15 protein-coding genes are annotated in these 20,779 nt (G+C 58.3%); 11 read left to right on the plus strand and 4 right to left on the minus strand.

Annotated features, from left to right (window positions below; genetic code table 11):
- The first annotated feature begins 72 nt into the window (after window positions 1-72).
- From thiB to thiQ, 3 genes are read left to right on the plus strand one after another with little or no spacing between them, the layout of a single operon-like run.
- On the plus strand, window positions 73-1,056 hold the full coding sequence (thiB, locus tag Q1L34_RS22160) for a thiamine ABC transporter substrate binding subunit (protein ID WP_015585168.1): 984 nt from the start codon (window positions 73-75) through the stop codon (window positions 1,054-1,056).
- Entirely contained in the window at window positions 1,032-2,642 is a 1,611-nt protein-coding gene (gene thiP / locus Q1L34_RS22165) for a thiamine/thiamine pyrophosphate ABC transporter permease ThiP (protein WP_165458648.1), read from the plus strand. Before thiB ends, thiP begins: the two co-directional genes overlap by 25 nt.
- A complete protein-coding gene (gene thiQ / locus Q1L34_RS22170) occupies window positions 2,626-3,327 on the plus strand; it encodes a thiamine ABC transporter ATP-binding protein ThiQ (protein WP_004857817.1) in 702 nt (233 codons plus the stop codon). Before thiP ends, thiQ begins: the two co-directional genes overlap by 17 nt.
- On the opposite strand, the gene Q1L34_RS22175 is transcribed toward thiQ, so the two are convergent.
- Both Q1L34_RS22175 and araC read right to left on the minus strand, forming a co-directional pair.
- Window positions 3,314-4,078 (minus strand): DedA family protein, encoded by a 765-nt coding sequence (locus Q1L34_RS22175; protein ID WP_015585169.1) that lies wholly within the window; start codon window positions 4,076-4,078, stop codon window positions 3,314-3,316. The genes thiQ and Q1L34_RS22175 overlap by 14 nt on opposite strands.
- A gap of 253 nt (window positions 4,079-4,331) precedes the next feature.
- The gene (gene araC / locus Q1L34_RS22180; protein WP_004857813.1) at window positions 4,332-5,177 is read right to left on the minus strand and encodes an arabinose operon transcriptional regulator AraC; all 846 of its coding nucleotides are present in this window, start codon (window positions 5,175-5,177) and stop codon (window positions 4,332-4,334) included.
- Between the two features lie 337 nt (window positions 5,178-5,514).
- On the opposite strand from araC, the gene araB reads away from it, so the two are divergent.
- From araB to rluA, 6 genes are all read left to right on the plus strand, one after another.
- Window positions 5,515-7,224 carry a ribulokinase gene (gene araB / locus Q1L34_RS22185; protein ID WP_048024082.1) on the plus strand — a complete coding sequence of 570 codons (1,710 nt, stop codon included), beginning with the start codon at window positions 5,515-5,517 and terminating at the stop codon, window positions 7,222-7,224.
- A gap of 10 nt (window positions 7,225-7,234) precedes the next feature.
- A complete protein-coding gene (gene araA / locus Q1L34_RS22190) occupies window positions 7,235-8,737 on the plus strand; it encodes an L-arabinose isomerase (RefSeq protein ID WP_004857809.1) in 1,503 nt (500 codons plus the stop codon).
- Window positions 8,738-8,836: 99 nt separating this feature from the next.
- On the plus strand, window positions 8,837-9,532 hold the full coding sequence (gene araD / locus Q1L34_RS22195; protein WP_015585171.1) for an L-ribulose-5-phosphate 4-epimerase: 696 nt from the start codon (window positions 8,837-8,839) through the stop codon (window positions 9,530-9,532).
- 149 nt (window positions 9,533-9,681) lie between these two features.
- Window positions 9,682-12,039, plus strand: a complete 2,358-nt coding sequence (gene polB / locus Q1L34_RS22200) for a DNA polymerase II (RefSeq protein ID WP_165458647.1) — start codon at window positions 9,682-9,684, stop codon at window positions 12,037-12,039.
- Window positions 12,040-12,227: 188 nt separating this feature from the next.
- Window positions 12,228-15,134 (plus strand): RNA polymerase-associated protein RapA, encoded by a 2,907-nt coding sequence (gene rapA, locus Q1L34_RS22205; protein ID WP_165458646.1) that lies wholly within the window; start codon window positions 12,228-12,230, stop codon window positions 15,132-15,134.
- Window positions 15,135-15,146: 12 nt separating this feature from the next.
- Window positions 15,147-15,806: a bifunctional tRNA pseudouridine(32) synthase/23S rRNA pseudouridine(746) synthase RluA gene (gene rluA, locus Q1L34_RS22210; protein ID WP_004857802.1), complete on the plus strand. Its 660-nt coding sequence runs from the start codon at window positions 15,147-15,149 to the stop codon at window positions 15,804-15,806.
- A gap of 118 nt (window positions 15,807-15,924) precedes the next feature.
- On the opposite strand, the gene citX is transcribed toward rluA, so the two are convergent.
- Window positions 15,925-16,455: a citrate lyase holo-[acyl-carrier protein] synthase gene (citX, locus tag Q1L34_RS22215; RefSeq protein ID WP_004857799.1), complete on the minus strand. Its 531-nt coding sequence runs from the start codon at window positions 16,453-16,455 to the stop codon at window positions 15,925-15,927.
- A 170-nt stretch (window positions 16,456-16,625) separates the two neighbouring features.
- Complete coding sequence (locus Q1L34_RS22220; protein WP_004857797.1) at window positions 16,626-17,990, minus strand: 2-hydroxycarboxylate transporter family protein; 1,365 nt, start codon at window positions 17,988-17,990, stop codon at window positions 16,626-16,628.
- A 448-nt stretch (window positions 17,991-18,438) separates the two neighbouring features.
- Between Q1L34_RS22220 and Q1L34_RS22225 the strand changes: the two genes are divergently transcribed.
- Together Q1L34_RS22225 and Q1L34_RS22230 are read left to right on the plus strand one after the other, a co-directional pair.
- Window positions 18,439-20,064 (plus strand): ATP-binding protein, encoded by a 1,626-nt coding sequence (locus tag Q1L34_RS22225; protein WP_004857795.1) that lies wholly within the window; start codon window positions 18,439-18,441, stop codon window positions 20,062-20,064.
- Window positions 20,054-20,752 carry a response regulator gene (locus Q1L34_RS22230; protein ID WP_004857793.1) on the plus strand — a complete coding sequence of 233 codons (699 nt, stop codon included), beginning with the start codon at window positions 20,054-20,056 and terminating at the stop codon, window positions 20,750-20,752. Before Q1L34_RS22225 ends, Q1L34_RS22230 begins: the two co-directional genes overlap by 11 nt.
- Window positions 20,753-20,779 lie beyond the last annotated feature (27 nt).

The following is a 20,779-nucleotide window of genomic DNA, read 5'->3' on the forward strand; positions in this document are numbered from 1 at the left end:
CCGGATAACGCCGGCGAAGGGATTTGAGGCCTACTCAAAATCCTTTGCCCCCCCTTGTTTATGAGGTGCAAAGTGTTGAAAAAATTACTCCCGCTGCTGGCGCTGGTCGCCGTTCCCGCGTTTGCTAAACCTGTACTCACCGTCTACACCTATGACTCCTTTTCGGCAGACTGGGGTCCTGGACCGGTCGTGAAAAAAGCCTTTGAAGCCGACTGCAACTGTGAACTGAAGTTCGTGGCGCTGGAAGATGGCGTTTCGCTGCTTAATCGTCTGCGGATGGAAGGCAAGAATAGCAAAGCCGATGTGGTGCTCGGGCTGGACAACAACCTGCTGGAAGCGGCTACGCAGAGCAAATTGTTCGCCAAAAGCCAGGTACCGGCCAGCGCAGTCACGGTACCGGGCGGCTGGGATAACGACACGTTTGTGCCGTTTGATTACGGCTATTTCGCCTTTGTCTACGACAAAAACAAGCTGAAAAACCCGCCGAAAAGCCTGAAAGAACTGGTGGAAAGCGATCAAAAATGGCGCGTGATCTACGAAGATCCCCGCACCAGTACCCCGGGCCTGGGGCTGCTGCTGTGGATGCAAAAAGTGTATGGCGAGAAGTCGCCGGAAGCCTGGCAAAAACTGGCGGCGAAAACCGTCACCGTCACCAAAGGCTGGAGCGAGGCTTACGGTCTGTTCCTGAAAGGGGAAAGCGATCTGGTTCTCAGCTACACCACATCGCCGGCCTACCACATCATTGAAGAGAAAAAAGACCAGTACGCGGCCGCCAGTTTCGCCGAAGGCCACTATTTGCAGGTTGAAGTCGCCGCGCGTACCGCCGCCAGCAAACAACCGGAGCTGGCGGAGAAATTCCTCAAGTTTATGGTGTCTCCCGCCTTCCAGAATGCCATCCCGACCGGCAACTGGATGTATCCGGTCACCCAGGTTGCGCTTCCCGCGGGCTTTGAGACGTTGCCGAAACCTCAAACCACGCTGGAATATACTCCGCAGCAGGTCGCCGCAGAACGTCAAAACTGGATTAATGCATGGCAACGCGCCGTCAGCCGCTAAACATCGGCTGGCTGGCGCCGGGTCTGACGGCCGCCGCGCTGCTGGTCGCCGTCGCACTGGCCGCATTCCTGGCGCTCTGGAGCAGTGCGCCGGAGGCGGCGTGGCGCTCGGTTTTCAGCGACAGCTATCTGTGGCACGTTATCCGTTTCTCTTTCTGGCAAGCGTTTCTCTCCGCGCTCTTCTCCGTTGTACCGGCGATTTTTCTCGCCCGCGCGCTGTATCGTCGCCGCTTCCCGGGGCGTACGCTGCTGCTGCGCCTGTGCGCCATGACGCTGATTCTGCCGGTATTAGTGGCCGTCTTTGGCATTCTCAGCGTCTATGGCCGTCAGGGCTGGCTGGCGACACTGTTTAACGCCATCGGCTGGCAGTGGGATTTCTCGCCGTATGGACTGCAAGGCATTCTGCTGGCGCACGTTTTTTTCAATATGCCGATGGCAACCCGGCTGCTGCTGCAGGCGCTGGAGAATATCCCCGGAGAGCAGCGGCAGATCGCTGCCCAGCTGGGCATGCGCGGCTACCCTTTTTTCCGTCTGGTGGAGTGGCCCTGGCTACGGCGGCAAATTCCCCCGGTTGCGGCACTGATCTTTATGCTCTGCTTCGCCAGCTTTGCCACCGTGCTGTCGCTGGGCGGCGGCCCACGGGCCACAACGATTGAGCTGGCGATCTACCAGGCGCTGAACTTTGATTATGACCCGGCCCGTGCGGCGATGCTGGCGCTGATCCAGATGGTCTGCTGCCTCGGGCTGGTGCTCCTCGCCCAGCGTCTGAGCAAGGCCGTTGCTATCGGCACCACGCAAGTTCACGGCTGGCGCGATCCGGACGATCGCCTGCACAGCCGCCTGAGCGATACCGCGCTGATCGTTTTCACGCTACTGTTACTGCTGCCTCCGCTGCTGGCGGTGGTGGTCGACGGTCTGAATAACAATCTGCTCAGCGTCCTGGCGCAGCCCGCGCTGTGGCAGGCATTCTGCACTTCGTTACGCATCGCGCTTTCCGCCGGTCTGCTCAGCGTGATGTTAACGATGATGCTGCTGTGGAGCAGCCGTGAACTGCGCCTTCGCAACCGACTGCTGGCGGGCCAGACGCTGGAACTCAGCGGTATGCTGATTCTGGCGATGCCGGGAATCGTGCTGGCGACCGGCTTCTTTTTACTGCTCAATAACAGTATTGGACTGCCGGCTTCCGCCGACGGTATTGTGATCTTCACCAACGCGCTGATGGCTATCCCCTATGCCCTGAAGGTGCTGGAAAACCCGATGCGCGATATTGCCGTACGCTACGGTATGCTCTGCCACTCTTTGGGCATGAGCGGTTTTACCCGCCTGAGGGTCGTGGAGCTGCGCGCATTAAAGCGTCCGCTGGCCCAGGCGCTGGCGTTTGCCTGCGTCCTGTCCATCGGCGATTTCGGCGCCGTCGCGCTGTTCGGTAATGAACAATTCCGTACGCTGCCGTTCTATCTGTACCAGCAAATAGGCTCTTATCGTAGCCAGGACGGTGCCGTCACTGCCCTGCTGCTACTGCTGCTGTGCTTTTTACTCTTTACCGTGATTGAGAAACTTCCGGGACATGATGTTAAAACTGAATGATGTGACCTGGCTTTACCAGCATCTGCCGATGCGCTTCACGCTCTCCGTCGAGCAGGGTGAACGCCTCGCCGTGCTCGGCCCGAGCGGCGCGGGCAAAAGCACGCTGCTCAATCTGATCGCCGGCTTTCTGCCGCCGGTGAGCGGCACGATTTTGATTAACGGCCAGCCGCATACCACGACGCCGCCGGCCCGGCGCCCGGTATCAATGCTGTTTCAGGAAAACAATCTCTTTCATCATCTTACCGTCCGCCAGAATATCGCGCTCGGGATGCATCCGGGGCTGAAGCTTAACCCGACGCAGACCGCCAGCCTGCAGACGATAGCCGGGCAAATGAGCATCGATTCACTGCTGGACAGATTGCCGGGCGAGCTCTCAGGCGGCCAGCGCCAACGCGTGGCGCTGGCGCGCTGTCTGGTCCGGGAACAGCCGGTCCTGCTGCTGGACGAACCTTTTTCCGCACTCGACCCCGCACTGCGCCAGGAGATGCTGACGCTGGTGAACGATGTCTGCCAGCGTCAACATCTGACGCTGCTGATGGTGTCTCATAGCGTGGAAGATGCCGCCCGTATCGCGCCGCGCTCGCTGGTGGTGGCCGACGGGCGGATCGCCTGGGACGGCGCGACCGAAACGTTGCTCAGCGGCAACAGCAGCGCCTCTCACCTGTTAGGCATTAGCGCGCGATAACCTTGTGCAGAATATCGAGATAGACGGGCATCAGAGGATGGCGAATCACCAGGGTTAGCGCTGCGCCGGCCAGCACCACCGTCACCGGCGTCAGCCACAGCAGACGCGCGCGGGGTAAGAGTCGCGTCAGGCGATCGCGCATTTTTGCGCTGCGCCACAAGCGCCAGCACAGCCAGCCCGCCAGCCAAACCAGCAGCGCGGCAGCCAGCAGCAGCCACTTGAAGCTGGCGCTGTGCTCATTGGTGGGGATATCAATCGCCGCGCCGGCCAGAATACCTGGCAAGAAGTACAGCGGCGGCCACAGCAGGCAACCAATAATATTGGGCAGAATAAACTTCGCCACCGGGAGATCGAGCATGCCGGCGACCATCGGCACCAGCGGCCGCGTCGGACCAACAAAGCGGCCGATAAGAATCGTGATCATGCTGTGCTGATGCAGCGCATGCTCGGTTTTATCCAACAGCGCCTTGTTTTTCTTCATAAAAGACCAGCGATGGAGCGGTTTTTTAAACCGCCAGCCGAGCCAGAAAGAGATCCAGTCGCCGAGTAAACACCCGATAATCCCCGCCAGCCACGCCTGCCAGAAATTCACGTCTCCGCTGCCAATCAGCGCCCCCAGCCCGGCCATCATCACCGTTCCCGGTAATATCAGCCCCACCAGCGCCAGTGATTCAAGGAAGGCGACCAGCATCACGGCTATCAGGGAATAGACCGTAGACTGGGTGATAAAATGTTCCAGCAATGCTTGCATAATGTGCCCGGTATCAAAACGAAGCACGGATTCTCCGGAGCCGTCGCGCCTTCGTCAAGTCATCAATTGTCAGAATAAACCCGTCATACTTCAAGTTGCATGAGCGTTGGCTTTCCTCGCTCACCCCAGTCACTTACTTGAGTAAGCTCCTGGGGATTCCCTGCGTTGCCGCCTTCCTGCAACTCGAATTATTTAGGGTTTAGTTTACTGGTTGTGACAATTATCCGGCGCAACATTTCATTTTCTTTACGTTTTATTCACACCCCGCACGGAATTCACTGGGGCTGGCGCCGGTGCATTTCTTAAATACCCGCGAAAAGTAGAGCTGGTCTTCGAACCCGACGTTGCGCCCTACCGTGGCGATGGGCATACGCGTGGTACTGAGCAGCAGCTTCGCCTGGCTGATGCGCTGGTCTTCCCGCCACCCCAGCACGCTGATACCCAGCTGCTGGCGGAACAGATGGGACAGGCGCGAAGGAGACAGACAGACATGCTGGGCGACGCTGGCGATATCGAAATGGCTATCCGCGAGGTGATCGCTGATGTACTGGCAGGCATCGCGCACGCGATTGTCCAGCGGCGGATGCAGAGACTCATTAATCGCCTCCATGCGCCGTAACAGCAGCTGCTCGAGCAAATTGATCGCCAGCAGCTCCGAATAGCGTCCGGCCCCCTGACCAGCCTCAACGATCTGCCCAAACAGCTCGCAAAAACGCGCCTGCCACTGCTCATCAGGACGGAAAAAGCCGGTCTGGGCGAAGATCGTCGGCCAGTTCAGCCATTCATGCCAGTAGGCGCGCGGCCGGAAGTAGACCCACTGGTGATACCATTCACGGGCATCGGGATGGCGGCCATAGTGATGAATTTCTCCCGGCGGAAAAAGCAAAATATCTCCCGGCCGGCAGATAAACTGCTCATCGTGATTGTTAATCACCCCTTCACCGCGCACCGTCAGGTTCAGAATATATCCCTTCATACCGAGCGGACGATCAATAAAGAAATCCAGATAGCCATCGGCATCAATCGGCGTCAGCCCCGTCACCAGATGGGCATTAAACGAGTAGCCCGGCAGCAGCGGATCGTTTTGTGTTTCAGCCATAGGCTCAGCTCTCCTGGATATATTATGGAAACCAATTGTCCATATTCAACATTGTACTGCTAACGCAGCTCGCCGTACTGGGACGCCGGTTGAAATTTCGATCAAAACCCGCCTCGTCACAGCAAAAATCGATGGCAGCGCACAATTAAAGCACTTTTTCCGCATAACAGAAGTGTCTATAAATACGGCAGAAATGTCCACATTGAATATTTGCACGGCGTCACACTTTGCGATGCAATAGCAACATAGTCCATAAGATTAGCGAATACGGCCTGACGGTTTTTGGCGTGAATATCTACTGTTTCACCATGAATGGTTTTCTGCATGGAGTAACAGCATGGCAATTGCGATTGGCCTCGATTTTGGTAGTGATTCCGTACGCGCACTGGCAGTGGAATGCGCCACCGGCGAGGAGCTGGCCACCAGCGTAGAGTGGTATCCGCGCTGGCAGGAGGGGCTGTTTTGCGATGGCCCGAATAACCGGTTTCGCCACCATCCGCGCGACTACATTGAATCGATGGAAGCCGCGCTGAAAAGTGTGTTGGCATTGTTAAGCCCCGAACAGCGCGCCGGGGTGGTGGGCATCGGCGTCGATAGCACCGGCTCAACGCCGGCGCCGATCGATGCCGACGGCAACGTGCTGGCGCTGCGCGAAGAGTTTGCCGATAACCCCAATGCCATGTTCGTGCTGTGGAAGGACCACACGGCGGTCGAAGAGGCGGAAGCCATTACTCGCCTGTGCCATCAGCCGGGCAAAGAGGACTACTCCCGCTACATTGGCGGCATCTACTCCAGCGAGTGGTTCTGGGCCAAAATACTCCACGTCACCCGTCAGGACAGCGCCGTCGCCGAGGCAGCCGCTTCGTGGATTGAGCTGTGCGACTGGGTGCCCGCCCTGCTTTCCGGCACCACCCGCCCGCAGGATATTCGTCGCGGACGCTGCAGCGCCGGGCATAAATCATTGTGGCACGAAAGCTGGGGCGGACTGCCGCCGGCCAGCTTCTTCGATGAGCTCGATCCGATTATCAACCGGCACCTGAGCTGGCCGCTGTTTAGCGACACCTGGACCGCCGATGTCCCTGTCGGCACGCTCTGTGCCGAATGGGCGCAGCGCCTGGGCCTGCCGGAAACCGTCATTCTGTCCGGCGGCGCCTTCGACTGCCATATGGGTGCAGTCGGCGCCGGCGCGCAGCCTAACGCCCTGGTCAAAGTCATTGGCACCTCCACCTGCGACATTCTGATCGCCGATAAACAGAACGTGGGCAATCGCACGGTCAAGGGGATCTGCGGCCAGGTCGATGGCAGCGTGGTCCCTGACTTTATTGGTATGGAGGCCGGACAATCTGCCTTCGGCGATATTTACGCCTGGTTTGGCCGTATTCTCGGCTGGCCGCTGGAACAGCTGGCGCAGCAGCATCCGGAGCTGAAAACGCAGATTGCTGCCCAGCAAAAACAGCTGCTGCCATCGCTGACCGAAGCCTGGGCCAAAAATCCGTCGCTGGAACATCTGCCGGTGGTTCTGGACTGGTTTAACGGCCGTCGCACCCCCAATGCCAACCAGCGACTGAAGGGGGTCATTACCGATCTGAATCTCGCCACCGATGCGCCGGCGCTCTTTGGCGGCCTGGTGGCGGCCACCGCCTTCGGCGCGCGCGCCATTATGGAGTGCTTCACCGACCAGGGAATCCCGGTCAACAACGTGATGGCCCTGGGCGGTATTGCCCGTAAAAACCCGGTCATTATGCAGGCCTGCTGTGACGTGCTGAACCGGCCGCTGCAAATCGTCGCCTCCGATCAGTGCTGCGCGCTCGGCGCGGCGATCTTCGCCGCCGTCGCCGCAGGCGTGCATCAGGATATCCCCACCGCCCAGCGCAGCATGGCAAGTGAGGTCGAAAGCACCCTGCAGCCGCGTCCTGCCCAGGCTCAACGCTTTGAACAACTTTATCAGCGCTACCAGCAGTGGTCGGTCAGCGCAGAACAACAGTATCTCCCTTCGGCTGCGAAGGCGGAAAAAGCCCCGCTTTCTCAGGCAGCTCTCACCCATTAAGGACACGAAAATGACGATTTTTGATAACTACGAAGTATGGTTCGTGATTGGCAGCCAGCATCTGTATGGCCCGGAAGCGCTGCGTCAGGTCACGAAACATGCCGAACATGTGGTGAACAGCCTGAATGCGGAAGCAAAGCTGCCGTGCAAGCTGGTGTTAAAGCCGCTGGGCACCACGCCGGATGAGATTACCCATATCTGCCGCGACGCTAACTATGATGATAAATGTGCCGGCATGATGGTGTGGCTGCACACCTTTTCTCCGGCCAAAATGTGGATTAACGGCCTGACTATCCTCAATAAGCCGCTGCTGCAGTTCCACACGCAATACAACGCGTCGCTGCCGTGGGACAGCATCGATATGGACTTTATGAACCTGAATCAGACCGCGCACGGCGGCCGCGAGTTCGGCTTTATCGGCGCGCGCATGCGCCAGCAGCACAGCGTGGTTACCGGCCACTGGCAGGATCAGAGCGCCCATCAGCGCATCGGCTCCTGGATGCGCCAGGCGGTTTCTAAGCAGGATACCCGTCATCTGAAAGTCTGCCGTTTCGGCGACAACATGCGTGAAGTCGCGGTCACCGATGGCGATAAAGTTGCCGCCCAGATCAAATTCGGCTTTTCGGTCAATACCTGGGCGGTGGGCGATCTGGTTCAGGTGGTCAACAGCATCAGCGAGGGGGATATCAGCGCGCTGGTTGATGAGTATGAAAGCAGCTATCGCCTGACCCCGGCGGCGCAGATCCACGGTGATAAGCGGCAGAATGTGCTCGACGCCGCGCGCATTGAGCTGGGGATGAAACGTTTCCTTGAGCAGGGCGGCTTCCATGCTTTCACCACTACCTTTGAAGATTTGCACGGCCTGAAGCAGCTCCCGGGCCTCGCCGTACAGCGTCTGATGCAGCAGGGCTATGGCTTTGCCGGCGAAGGCGACTGGAAAACCGCCGCCCTGCTTCGCATCATGAAGGTGATGTCAACCGGTCTGCAGGGCGGCACCTCCTTTATGGAGGACTACACCTACCACTTCGATAACGGAGACGATCTGGTTCTGGGCTCGCATATGCTGGAAGTCTGCCCGACCATCGCCACGGCAGACAAACCGATCCTCGACGTTCAGCCGTTGGGCATCGGCGGTAAAGCCGATCCGGCCCGCCTGATCTTCAATACGCAGACCGGTCCGGCCCTCGTCGCCAGCCTGATCGATCTTGGCGATCGTTTCCGCCTGCTGGTTAACACCGTGGAAACAGTCCCGACGCCGCACGATCTGCCGAAGCTGCCGGTTGCCAATGCATTGTGGAAAGCCCAGCCGGATCTGTGCACCGCGTCTGAAGCCTGGATCATCGCCGGCGGCGCACACCACACCGTCTTCAGCCACGCGCTGACGCTCGATGATATGCGTCAATTTGCCGAGCTACAGGATATCGAACTGGCGGTAATCGATAACGAAACCCGTCTGCCGTCCTTTAAAGACGCGCTGCGCTGGAACGAAGTCTATTACGCTTCAAAACGTTAACCACGGCAGCCAATTGCCCGACGACACGTGGTTTGCCCGGCCTACACACTGCGGTTTTGTAGGCCAGGTCAACGAAGCGCCGCCGGCAAGGAGAACCCAATGCTCGAAGCATTAAAGCAGCAGGTGCTAGAAGCTAACCTGGCCCTGCCGAAAAACAATCTCGTCACCCTCACCTGGGGCAACGTCAGCGCCGTCGATCGCGAACGCGGTGTGCTGGTGATTAAGCCGTCGGGCGTCGACTACAGCGCAATGGGCGCCGACGATATGGTGGTGGTGAGTCTTGAAAGCGGCGAAGTGGTCGAAGGGAAAAAGAAACCCTCTTCGGATACAGCAACCCATCGCCTGCTCTACCAGGCCTTCCCGTCATTGGGCGGGATTGTCCATACCCATTCGCGCCACGCCACCATCTGGGCGCAGGCCGGGCAAGCTATTCCGGCGACCGGTACCACCCATGCCGATTATTTCTATGGCCCGGTGCCCTGCACCCGCCTGATGACCGATGAGGAAATCAACGGCGAATATGAGTGGGAAACCGGGCGCGTTATCGTCGAAACGTTCCGCGAACAGGGTATCGATCCGGCGCAAATGCCCGGCGTGCTGGTGCATTCGCACGGCCCGTTCGCCTGGGGGAAAAACGCCGAAGATGCGGTACATAATGCAATCGTGCTGGAAGAGATCGCCTATATGGGGATTTTCTGCCGCCAGCTAGCGCCGCAGCTGCCCGCGATGCAGCAAACGCTGCTGGACAAGCACTACCTGCGCAAACACGGGGCAAAAGCCTACTACGGGCAGTAGCGCCGCGGCTTTCCCCGTCGACAGCCGTTAGCGAACCGCCAGCCCGGATAGCGGCGTCGGCACGACAAGCCCATACCTGTATAAAACCCCAGCATCATTGATTGAACCAGGCTATAATCAGGCCTGGTTTTATTTGATGAGAGCACGGCGTGACCCAGCCACGAGAAGGTTTCCTCCTGACCCGTCACTGGCGGGATACCCCGCAAGGCACCGAGCTGTCCTTCTGGCTTGCCACCGACGACGGCCCGCTTGAGATCACCCTGCCGCCGCAGGAGTCGGTCGCCTTCATTCCTGAAGCACAGCGCGCCCAGGTCGAACGTCTGTTGCAGGGCGAAAACGGCCTGCGTCTCGCTCCGCTCACCTTAAAAGACTTTCATCGCCAGCCGGTCTTTGGCCTCTATTGTCGCGCTCATCGCCAGCTGATGCGCCTGGAAAAGAAGCTGCGTGAAAACGGCATCACCGTTTACGAAGCCGATATCCGCCCACCGGAGCGCTATCTGATGGAGCGCTTCATTACCGCTCCGGTTTGGGTCGAAGGTGACGCGCGCGGCGGGCGGCTGATCAACGCCCGCATGAAGCCCAACCCGCACTACCGGTCGCCGCTGAAGTGGGTGTCGCTGGATATTGAAACCAGCCGCCACGGTGAGCTGTACTGCATCGGGCTGGAAGGCTGCGGGCAGCGGGTGGTCTACATGCTTGGGCCGCAACCGGCGACCTCTCCCGCCGTCGATTTCCAGCTGGAGTACGTCTCCAGCCGTCCGCAGCTACTGGAAAAACTCAATGCCTGGTTTGCCTTGCACGATCCGGATGTCCTGATCGGCTGGAACGTTATCCAGTTCGACCTGCGGGTCCTGCAAAAGCATGCCGAACGCTATCGCATTCCGCTGATGCTCGGCCGTGGGAATACGGAACTGGAGTGGCGCGAGCACGGATTTAAGCAGGGCGTCTTCTTTGCCCAGGCCAACGGCCGGCTGATTATTGACGGTATCGAGGCGCTGAAATCCGCCTTCTGGAACTTCTCCTCTTTTTCCCTTGAAGCGGTGGCGCGTGAGCTGCTCGGCGAGGGGAAAGCGATTGATAATCCCTGGGATCGGATGGACGAAATCGACCGCCGTTTCAACGAAGATAAACCGGCGCTGGCGACCTATAATCTGCAGGACTGCGAGCTGGTCACGCGTATCTTCCATAAAACGGAGATCATGCCGTTTCTGCTCGAACGAGCCACGGTCAACGGTCTGCCCGCCGACCGCCACGGTGGTTCCGTCGCCGCCTTTAGCCATCTCTATTTTCCACGCATGCACCGGCTGGGTTACGTCGCCCCTAACCTGGGCGAAGTGCCGCCGCAGGCCAGTCCCGGCGGTTACGTCATGGACTCGCGCCCCGGTCTCTATGATTCGGTGCTGGTTCTGGATTATAAAAGCCTTTACCCTTCGATTATCCGCACTTTTTTGATCGACCCGGTCGGGCTTATCGAAGGGATGGCGCAGCCGGACAATGCGCACAGTACCGAGGGTTTTCTCGGCGCCCGTTTCTCGCGTCAGAACCACTGTTTGCCGGGGATTGTCGGCCAAATCTGGCACGGCCGCGATGATGCCAAACGGCACAAGAACAAACCCCTGTCTCAGGCGCTGAAGATTATCATGAACGCCTTCTATGGCGTGCTCGGCACCAGCGCCTGTCGTTTTTTCGATCCCCGTCTGGCCTCTTCTATCACCATGCGCGGGCATGCGATTATGCGCCAGACCAAAGCGCTGATTGAGTCGCAGGGCTATGACGTTATCTACGGCGATACCGACTCTACCTTCGTCTGGCTTAAGCGACCTCATTGCGAAGAAGAGGCGACGCAAATCGGGCGCTCGCTGGTCGCTTTCGTCAACGACTGGTGGGCCGCTGAGCTGAGTAAAGACCAGCTCACCAGCACCCTCGAGCTGGAGTTTGAAACCCACTTCAGCCGCTTTTTAATGCCGACCATTCGCGGAGCCGACACCGGCAGCAAAAAACGCTACGCCGGGATGATTCAGGAGGGAGAGGCGCAGCGGATGGTCTTCAAAGGACTGGAGACGGTGCGCACCGACTGGACGCCGCTGGCCCAGCAGTTCCAGCAGGAGCTGTATCTGCGCATTTTCCGCCACCAGCCCTATCGCGACTATATTCTGGAAACCATTGCTAAGCTGATGAGCGGTGAGCTCGACGATCGCTTGATCTACCGTAAGCGCCTGCGCCGCCCGCTGGCCGAATACCAGCGCAACGTGCCGCCGCACGTGCGCGCCGCACGGCTGGCCGATGAGCAAAACGTCAGGCTGGGCAGGCCGCAGCAGTACCAGCAGCGCGGCAGCATCCAGTATGTCTGGACCACCAGCGGCCCGGAACCGGTGGATTATCAACTGTCGCCGCTCGATTATGAGCACTATTTGTCAAAGCAACTTCAGCCGGTCGCGGAAGGAATACTTCCCTTTGTCGACGATGATTTTGCTACAATAGTAACAGGGCAACTGGGGCTATTTTGATTTCCTCGCCATTGCAATTTCCAGCCAACATATCTGCAAATTGAAGGACGAGGAGGACGTGACGAACGAGCTGCCATCCAGTAATATAGCGCCCTTTCCATTCCTGGACCCAATCTTGATCTCTCTCTGGCTTGCCTGGAGAAGATTAACTATTGCCTGCAATTTAAGAACACAAGAGCTGAACATATATGCCTTTTACACTTGGTCAACGCTGGATTAGCGACACAGAGAGCGAACTGGGATTAGGGACGGTAGTTGCGCTGGATGCGCGCATGGTGACCCTGCTTTTCCCCGCCATCGGCGAAAACCGTCTGTACGCACGCAATGATTCCCCGATCACCCGCGTGATGTTTAACCCGGGTGATACCATCACCAGCCACGAAGGCTGGCAGCTCCAGGTTGACGAAGTTAATGAAGAAAACGGCCTGCTGGCCTACACCGGTACCCGTCTTGATACCGAAGAAGCCAACGTCACGCTGCGCGAAGTGCTGCTCGACAGCAAACTGGTGTTCAGCAAACCGCAGGACCGCCTGTTCGCCGGCCAGATCGACAGAATGGACCGTTTTGCGCTGCGCTACCGCGCCCGCAAATACCAGAGCGAGCAGTACCGGATGCCGTGGAGCGGCCTGCGCGGACAGCGCACCAGCCTGATTCCCCACCAGTTGCATATCGCCCATGACGTCGGCCGCCGCCACGCGCCGCGCGTTCTGCTGGCCGATGAAGTCGGTCTGGGTAAAACCATCGAAGCCGGGATGATTCTGCATCAGCAGCTGCTTGCTGGCGCCGCCGAACGCGTGCTGATCATCGTTCCGGAAACCCTGCAGCATCAGTGGCTGGTCGAGATGCTGCGCCGCTTCAACCTGCGCTTCTCGCTGTTTGACGATGAGCGTTATGCCGAAGCCCAGCACGATGCCTACAACCCGTTCGAGACCGAACAGCTGGTGATCTGCTCGCTGGATTTCGTGCGCCGCAGCAAACAGCGTCTGGAACATCTGTGCGACGCCGAATGGGATCTGATGATCGTCGATGAAGCGCACCACCTGGTGTGGAGCGAAGAGGCGCCGAGCCGCGAATATCAGGCAATCGAGCAGCTGGCAGAACGTGTGCCGGGCGTGCTGCTGCTGACCGCTACGCCGGAACAGCTGGGCATGGAAAGCCACTTCGCCCGTCTGCGCCTGCTGGATCCCAACCGCTTCCACGACTTCGAGCAGTTCGTTGAAGAACAACAGAATTATCGTCCGGTGGCCGATGCTGTCGCGCTGCTGCTGGCCGGCAACAAGCTGAACGATACCGAGCTGAACACCCTCGGCGATCTGATCGGCGAACAGGATATCGAACCGCTGCTGCAGGCCGCTAACAGCGATCGCGACGACGCCCAGGCCGCCCGCCAGGAGCTGGTCTCAATGCTGATGGATCGCCACGGCACCAGCCGCGTGCTGTTCCGTAATACCCGTAACGGCGTTAAAGGCTTCCCGAAACGCGAGCTGCACACCATTCGTCTGCCGCTGCCCACCCAATATCAGACGGCGATTAAAGTCTCCGGCATTATGGGTGCGCGTAAAACCGCAGAAGAGCGCGCGCGCGATATGCTCTACCCGGAACAGATTTATCAGGAATTTGAAGGCGATACCGGTACATGGTGGAACTTCGACCCGCGCGTCGAGTGGCTGATGGGCTATCTCACCAGCCACCGTTCGCAGAAAGTGCTGGTGATCTGTGCAAAAGCGGCCACCGCCCTTCAGCTGGAGCAGGTTCTGCGCGAGCGCGAAGGGATCCGCGCCGCGGTCTTCCATGAAGGTATGTCCATCATTGAGCGCGACCGTGCCGCCGCATGGTTCGCCGAAGAAGACACCGGCGCCCAGGTGCTGCTGTGTTCTGAAATTGGCTCCGAAGGCCGTAACTTCCAGTTTGCCAGCAACCTGGTAATGTTCGATCTGCCGTTCAACCCGGATCTGCTGGAGCAGCGTATTGGCCGTCTCGACCGTATCGGTCAGGCGCACGATATCCAGATCCACGTTCCGTATCTGGAAAGAACCGCGCAGTCCGTGCTGGTTCGCTGGTACCACGAAGGGCTTGATGCGTTTGAACATACCTGCCCGACCGGTCGCACCGTGTATGACAGCGTGCATAACGAACTGATTAATTATCTTGCCGCCCCGGAAACCACCGAAGGCTTCGATGAGCTGATCAAAGCCTGCCGTCAGCAGCACGATGCGCTGAAAGCGCAGCTGGAACAGGGTCGCGATCGCCTGCTGGAGATTCACTCCAACGGCGGCGAACAGGCGCAGAAGCTGGCCGAAAGCATTGAAGAGCAGGATGACGATACCAACCTGATCGCCTTTGCCATGAACCTGTTCGATATTGTCGGCATCAATCAGGACGATCGCGGTGAAAACCTGATCGTGCTCACGCCGTCCGATCATATGCTGGTTCCGGACTTCCCGGGCCTGCCGGAAGACGGCTGCACCATCACCTTTGAACGTGATGTCGCGCTGTCCCGCGAAGACGCTCAGTTCGTCACCTGGGAGCATCCGCTGATTATCAACGGTCTGGATCTTATCCTCTCCGGCGATACCGGCAGCAGCACCCTCTCCCTGCTGAAGAACAAAGCGCTGCCAGTCGGTACGCTGCTGCTGGAGCTGATTTACGTGGTGGAAGCGCAGGCGCCGAAGCAGCTGCAGCTTAACCGCTTCCTGCCGGCGACACCGGTGCGCATGCTGCTGGATAAAAACGGCAATAACCTCGCCGGTCAGGTGGAGTTTGAAAGCTTCAACCGCCAGCTGAGCGCCGTCAACCGCCATACCGGCAGCAAACTGGTCAACGCGGTGCAGCAGGACGTGCATGCGATCCTCCAGCTCGGTGAGGCGCAGGTTGCCAAAGCCGCTCAGGCGCTGATCGACGCGGCCCGTGATGAAGCCAACGACAAGCTGTCGGCGGAACTCTCTCGTCTGGAAGCATTAAAAGCGGTTAACCCGAACATCCGTGACGACGAGCTTTCCGCTATCGAGAGCAACCGTCAGCAGGTGATGGACGCGCTGGCGCAGGCAGGCTGGCGTCTCGACGCGCTGCGCTTAATCGTGGTCACCCACCAGTAACGGAACGCGAATATGGCGATGGAAAACTACAATCCGCCACAGGATCCCTGGCTGGTTATCCTCTATCAGGATGAGCACATCATGGTGGTCAACAAGCCGAGCGGCTTGTTGTCCGTCCCGGGGAGACTGGAGGAGCATAAAGACAGCGTGATGACGCGCGTACAGCGCGACTTCCCGCAGGCTGAGTCGGTGCACCGCCTCGACATGGCTACCAGCGGCGTGATTGTGGTGGCGCTGACCAAAGCGGCGGAACGCGAGCTGAAGCGTCAGTTTCGCGAGCGTGAGCCGAAGAAGCAGTACGTCGCCCGCGTGTGGGGACATCCGGAAAAAGCGGAAGGGCTGGTAGATTTACCGCTGATCTGCGACTGGCCGAACCGGCCAAAGCAGAAGGTGTGTTACGAAACGGGCAAAGCGGCGCAAACTGAGTATGAAGTGCTGGAGTACGCGGATGATAACAGCGCCCGCGTGCGCCTGAAGCCGATTACCGGACGTTCACATCAGCTGCGCGTGCATATGCTGGCGCTGGGTCATCCGATTCTTGGCGATCGCTTTTATGCGACGCCAGAGGCGCTGGCGATGGCGCCGCGGCTGCTGCTGCACGCCGAAACGCTGACCATTACCCATCCGGCCTTCGGCAACGCGATGACCTTTCGCGCGCCCGTCGATTTCTGAATGCCGGTATTCCCGGCACAGCATAACCCGTAAGCCCCGGAAGCCACGTGCGACCGGGATATGGCCCCGGATGATGCCTTAACGGCCTATCCGGGCGACATATTCACGATATCATCCGTTAATCGCGGGCAAACCACGCATCGATCATCTGCTCAACGCGGGCGACAACCTCTTCGCCATCATGGCGATGCAGGCTCTCGCAGGTCTGCGCGACATCATCGCACAGCAGGCAACGACGGGTGCGGTCATCCTGCGCCTGCCGTCCTTGCTGCGGACAAATCACCTCGATATTCCATAAGCGGCCAAGCGGATGAGTCTGTAGCAGCTCCGTGCATAGCGCATTGATTTCGCTGGCAGAATGCTCAACGCACCACAGCGCCTCCGGCCCGGTTGGCAACCACAGCACCTGACGGTCCAGCGTTTTCCAGCGGCGTTTCCACAGCAGCTGGTCGCAGGCCTGCAGCGCCACGCCCATCATATTGCGATAGCGGATGCTGTCTTTTACCGCGCCCGGTGTCACCAGCGTCAGCGCAATGACCGGTTGTTGATAATGGCCAAGCCACTCGGCCTGGCGGGCTGCACGCTGCGCTTTCGTCGCCAGCTCGGTTTCTACGCTGGCGCCCGCACGGGCGGGAGTATCCACAGACATTAATTCCTCTCCTTCACTTGATAAAATGACGACGGCAAAGCCGCCGCCGCGATAGCGGATTACGCTGCTGATTGTATCGCTAAACGAACAGAATTTAGGACACAGGACAAAGAAATTTTCTTCGTCCTGTGGAGGAAAATTGCAGATTTTCCTGTTAGCACAGAGCTAAATCATGCAAGGAAATGACTGAGGAACAGCAGACCCAATGAAACATTAATCGCGCCGCCAATGCGGGTCGCGATTTGGGCGAACGGCATCAGGCTCATGCGGTTGCCGGACGTCAGAATCGCCACATCGCCGGTGCCTCCCTGACCACTCTGGCAGCAGGAGACAATCGCCACATCAATCGGGTGCATCCCTATCTTTTTACCGACCAGGAACCCGGTCGCCACCAACGCCGAGACGGTGCTGACGATCACCAGCAGATTCGTTATCGTAAAAGCGTTCACCAGCTCCTGCCACGGCGTAATGGCGACGCCTACGGCAAACAGAATCGGGTAGGTCACCGCGGTGCGGAAGAATTTGTAGACCATCTGCGACCCTTCCTGCAGGCGCGGCGAGACGCCGTTAACCAGCTTGAGCAGTACCGCCAGAAACAGCATGCCTACCGGCGCCGGTAAACCGGTCATTTTCTGTCCCAGCATCCCCAGCATATACAGCAGCACGGCCAGCAGAGCGCCGGATGCCAGCGTCGTTACGTCGGTTTTGCCGGTGGAAGTCTCAACTTCGTCTGCACGATGCGTTTCGTTGCTGCGGTTCGGCATCAGCTGACCTTCACCGGTCAGATGCGGGAAGCGCTTGCCCAGTTGGTTCAGGCAACCGGCAATCACTATCGCCGTCAGGCTGCCCAGCATCACCATCGGCAACACGCGGCCTAATGCCACGCCCTGATCCATATGCATCAGGGCGGCATAGCCGATTGACAGTGGAATCGCCCCCTCTCCTACGCCACCGGCCATAATCGGCAGCACGATAAAGAAGAACACCTGAAACGGCTCCATCCCCAGGGCGGTACCGACGCCGATGCCCACCAGCATGCCAACGATTTCACCGCACAACATCGGGAAGAAGATGCGCAGAAAGCCCTGAATCAGAGTCGTGCGGTTCATGCTCATAATGCTGCCGACGATAATGCAGCAGATATAGAGATAAAGAATATTGGTCGATTTATAGAATTTGGTCGTGGATTCCACCACCACCTCCGGCAGCAGGCCGTAGTGCACCAGCGCGGAAGGGATAAAGGTGGCGCAGATCGCGGCCGCCCCCAGTTTACCGAGGATCGGCAGACGCTTGCCAAACTCACCGCAGGCAAAACCAAAAAAGGCCAGCGTCGCGACCATGACCACGATATCGCTCGGCAACTTTCCGCCCAGACAGTCGAGGGCGATTAAGCCGCCGGCCAGCAGGAACAAAGGCAGCGGGATAATCCCGACTTTCATATTATCCATCACGTGCCACCAGCGTTGTTTCAGGGTGGCTTTCGGGGTGTCGATGGGATCGAGGGTCGCAGAGAATGCATTGTCAGTGGTGCTCATAGGTTTGGCCCTTTCGTTATTATTCATTTTTGAGATTAGGGGGCCTGATGCAGACTTAATGTGAGGCGTGACGAATTAGAAATGAAGTTTTAATGGTCATTATGGTTTTTATGGTTTCTATTCCGGGGCGTGATATCTCTCTGATTTATTAGCGTGGTTTTTATGGTTTTTATCGCCGAGCCAGTGCGCAATCGACCGAAGGGCGGATCGGCGATGCCTCGTCATCACCGACCACAGCGGGCTCCGGCGGATTGAGTGACCTCCGGCGCGCTCGTCCACGGGCGATCTGGCGGAATGGGCGGCCCGCAGTGGCATCTTGATAAATCATCGCCGGTAGATGATGCTGGTTTCTCATCGCTGCGGTAACGCTCACCCCGTTGCCGCCTAACCCATGCCGGCACCAGGAAATATTACCGTGCCGGTATCGTAGAGACGCTGCGCACGACTTATGAAGGTTTCCTTTCAATTTAAGCTGTTTATTTCGCTGGTCGCCTTTTTCTCCGTATTATTCGCGCTGCTGGGCGTCTATTACTACATCGATGCCAGCCATCAGCTTTATCAGGAAATGAGTACCCGCGCCAAAATACAGGCTGAAGAGATCGCGCTGATGCCCGATTTACGCCGGCAGGTTATCCAGGAAGATCCGCAGTCGCTAACGTCATTTATGCAAAAAATCGCCGCCCGCAGCGACGCGAGCTTTATTGTCATTGGCAATGCGCAGGGCGTACATCTGTTTCATTCCGTCCACCCGGAGTGGGTCGGTACCCGGCTGGTGGGCGGGGATAACCAGGCGGTGCTGGAAGGGAAAAGTATCACCACCATCCGTAAAGGAGGGCTCGGGGTATCGCTGCGCAGCAAAGCGCCGATCTTCGACACCTCCGGCCGGGTTGTGGGCATCGTCTCCGTGGGCTACCTGACCAGTTATCTCGATAGCATCACGCTGACAAAGGTAATTAATATCTTCATCGCCGCCGTACTGCTGCTGATCGCGCTGTTTATTTTTTCCTGGTATTTTACCCGCAGCATTAAAAAACAGATTTTTTCGCTGGAACCACGAGAAATCGGCCTGCTGGTGCGTCAACAAAAGGCGATGATGGAATCAATCTATGAAGGGGTTATCGTTATCGATCGCCACCGACGTATCGAGGTGATCAACCACGCAGCGCGCAGCCTGCTGGGACTGAGCCAGCCCGCGCGGCTGCTACGCGGCCAATCGATCGACAGCGTCATCGCCCCGCAACCCTTTTTCGCCAGCGGTGAAATGCTGGAAAACGACACTCACGATGAGCTGTGTCGCTTCAACCAGCTAACCGTACTCGCCAGCCGGGTGCGTATCATGCTGGAGGAGTCGCTGCAGGGCTGGGTAATTACTTTCCGCGATCGTGACGAAATCAACTCCCTCAGCGCCCAGCTAAGCCAGGTTAAACGCTATGTTGATAACCTGCGCATCATGCGCCATGAACAGCTGAACCGAATGACCACGCTCTCGGGTCTGCTGCATATGGGTCACTATGACGAAGCGATTCGCTATATTCAGGCTCAGTCGGAACATGCGCAGGAGCTGCTGGACTTTATCTCTTCCCGCTTCAGCTCGCCAACGCTCTGCGGCCTGCTGCTGGGTAAGGCTGCCCGCGCCCGCGAAAAAGGGGTGGCGCTCAGCTTTGACCCCGCCTGTCAGCTCGACCGGCCGCTGCCTTCATTAATTGAATCGGAGCTAATTTCGATTATCGGCAACCTGCTGGATAATGCGATTGAAGCCACGCAGCGCGCCGAACTGCCGCACGAACCGGTGGAAGTGCTGATTCAGCTGAATGCCCGCGAGCTGATGATTGAAGTTGCCGACCGCGGCATCGGTATTGACCCGGCTATCCGCGATCATATCTTTGAACGCGGCATTACCACCAAAACCCGTGGCGATCATGGTATCGGCCTGTATCTTATTGAACATTATGTGACACAGGCGGGCGGCACCATTGAAGTCGCCGATAACTCACCGCGCGGCGCGATCTTTACTCTGTTTATCCCCGCCGACGGCCCTGTTCATTCCCGACACGAGGCGAACTATGCATCATGATCTGGTCGATGTGTTGATCATCGAAGATGAAAGCGAACTGGCGAGGCTGCATGCCGAGCTGATTCAGAAGCATCCGCGTATGCGGCTGACGGGCATGGCCGCCTCCCTCTCCCAGGCGCGGCAGATGCTCAATAGCCAACCGCCGCAACTGATACTGCTCGATAACTATTTACCTGACGGTAAAGGGGTCACATTGATGACCGACCCGATTCTGGCAGAGGCCAACTGCTCGGTGATTTTTATTACCGCCGCCAGCGATATGGAAACCTGTAGCCAGGCGATTCGCAACGGCGCTTTCGACTACATTCTTAAGCCCGTCTCCTGGAAGCGCCTGAGCCAGTCGCTGGAGCGTTTTGTTCAGTTTTACGATCAGCAGCGAGAATGGAAAATCGTCGATCAGCAAAACGTTGATTCGCTGTACCAGCTGCAGGCGAAGAACTATCGCGCCGATAGCGGCAGTAAAGGGATCGAGGAGAAGACGCTGGCGCTGGTGCAGAATCTGTTCAACGGCCGGGAGGAGCACAGTTTTTCCGTGGATGAGGTGGTGAATGATGCCGGGTTAAGTAAAACCACCGCCCGCCGTTACCTGGAACACTGTGTGGAAATCGGTTATCTGGAAGTCGAAATGTTGTACGGAAAGATTGGTCACCCGCGACGGATGTACCGACGCGCGCAAGGCGCATCATGAGGCCTCTCCCGCCAGGGAGAGGCCTGC

Source organism: Klebsiella ornithinolytica (genome assembly GCF_030505655.1).
Lineage (GTDB): Bacteria > Pseudomonadota > Gammaproteobacteria > Enterobacterales > Enterobacteriaceae > Klebsiella > Klebsiella ornithinolytica.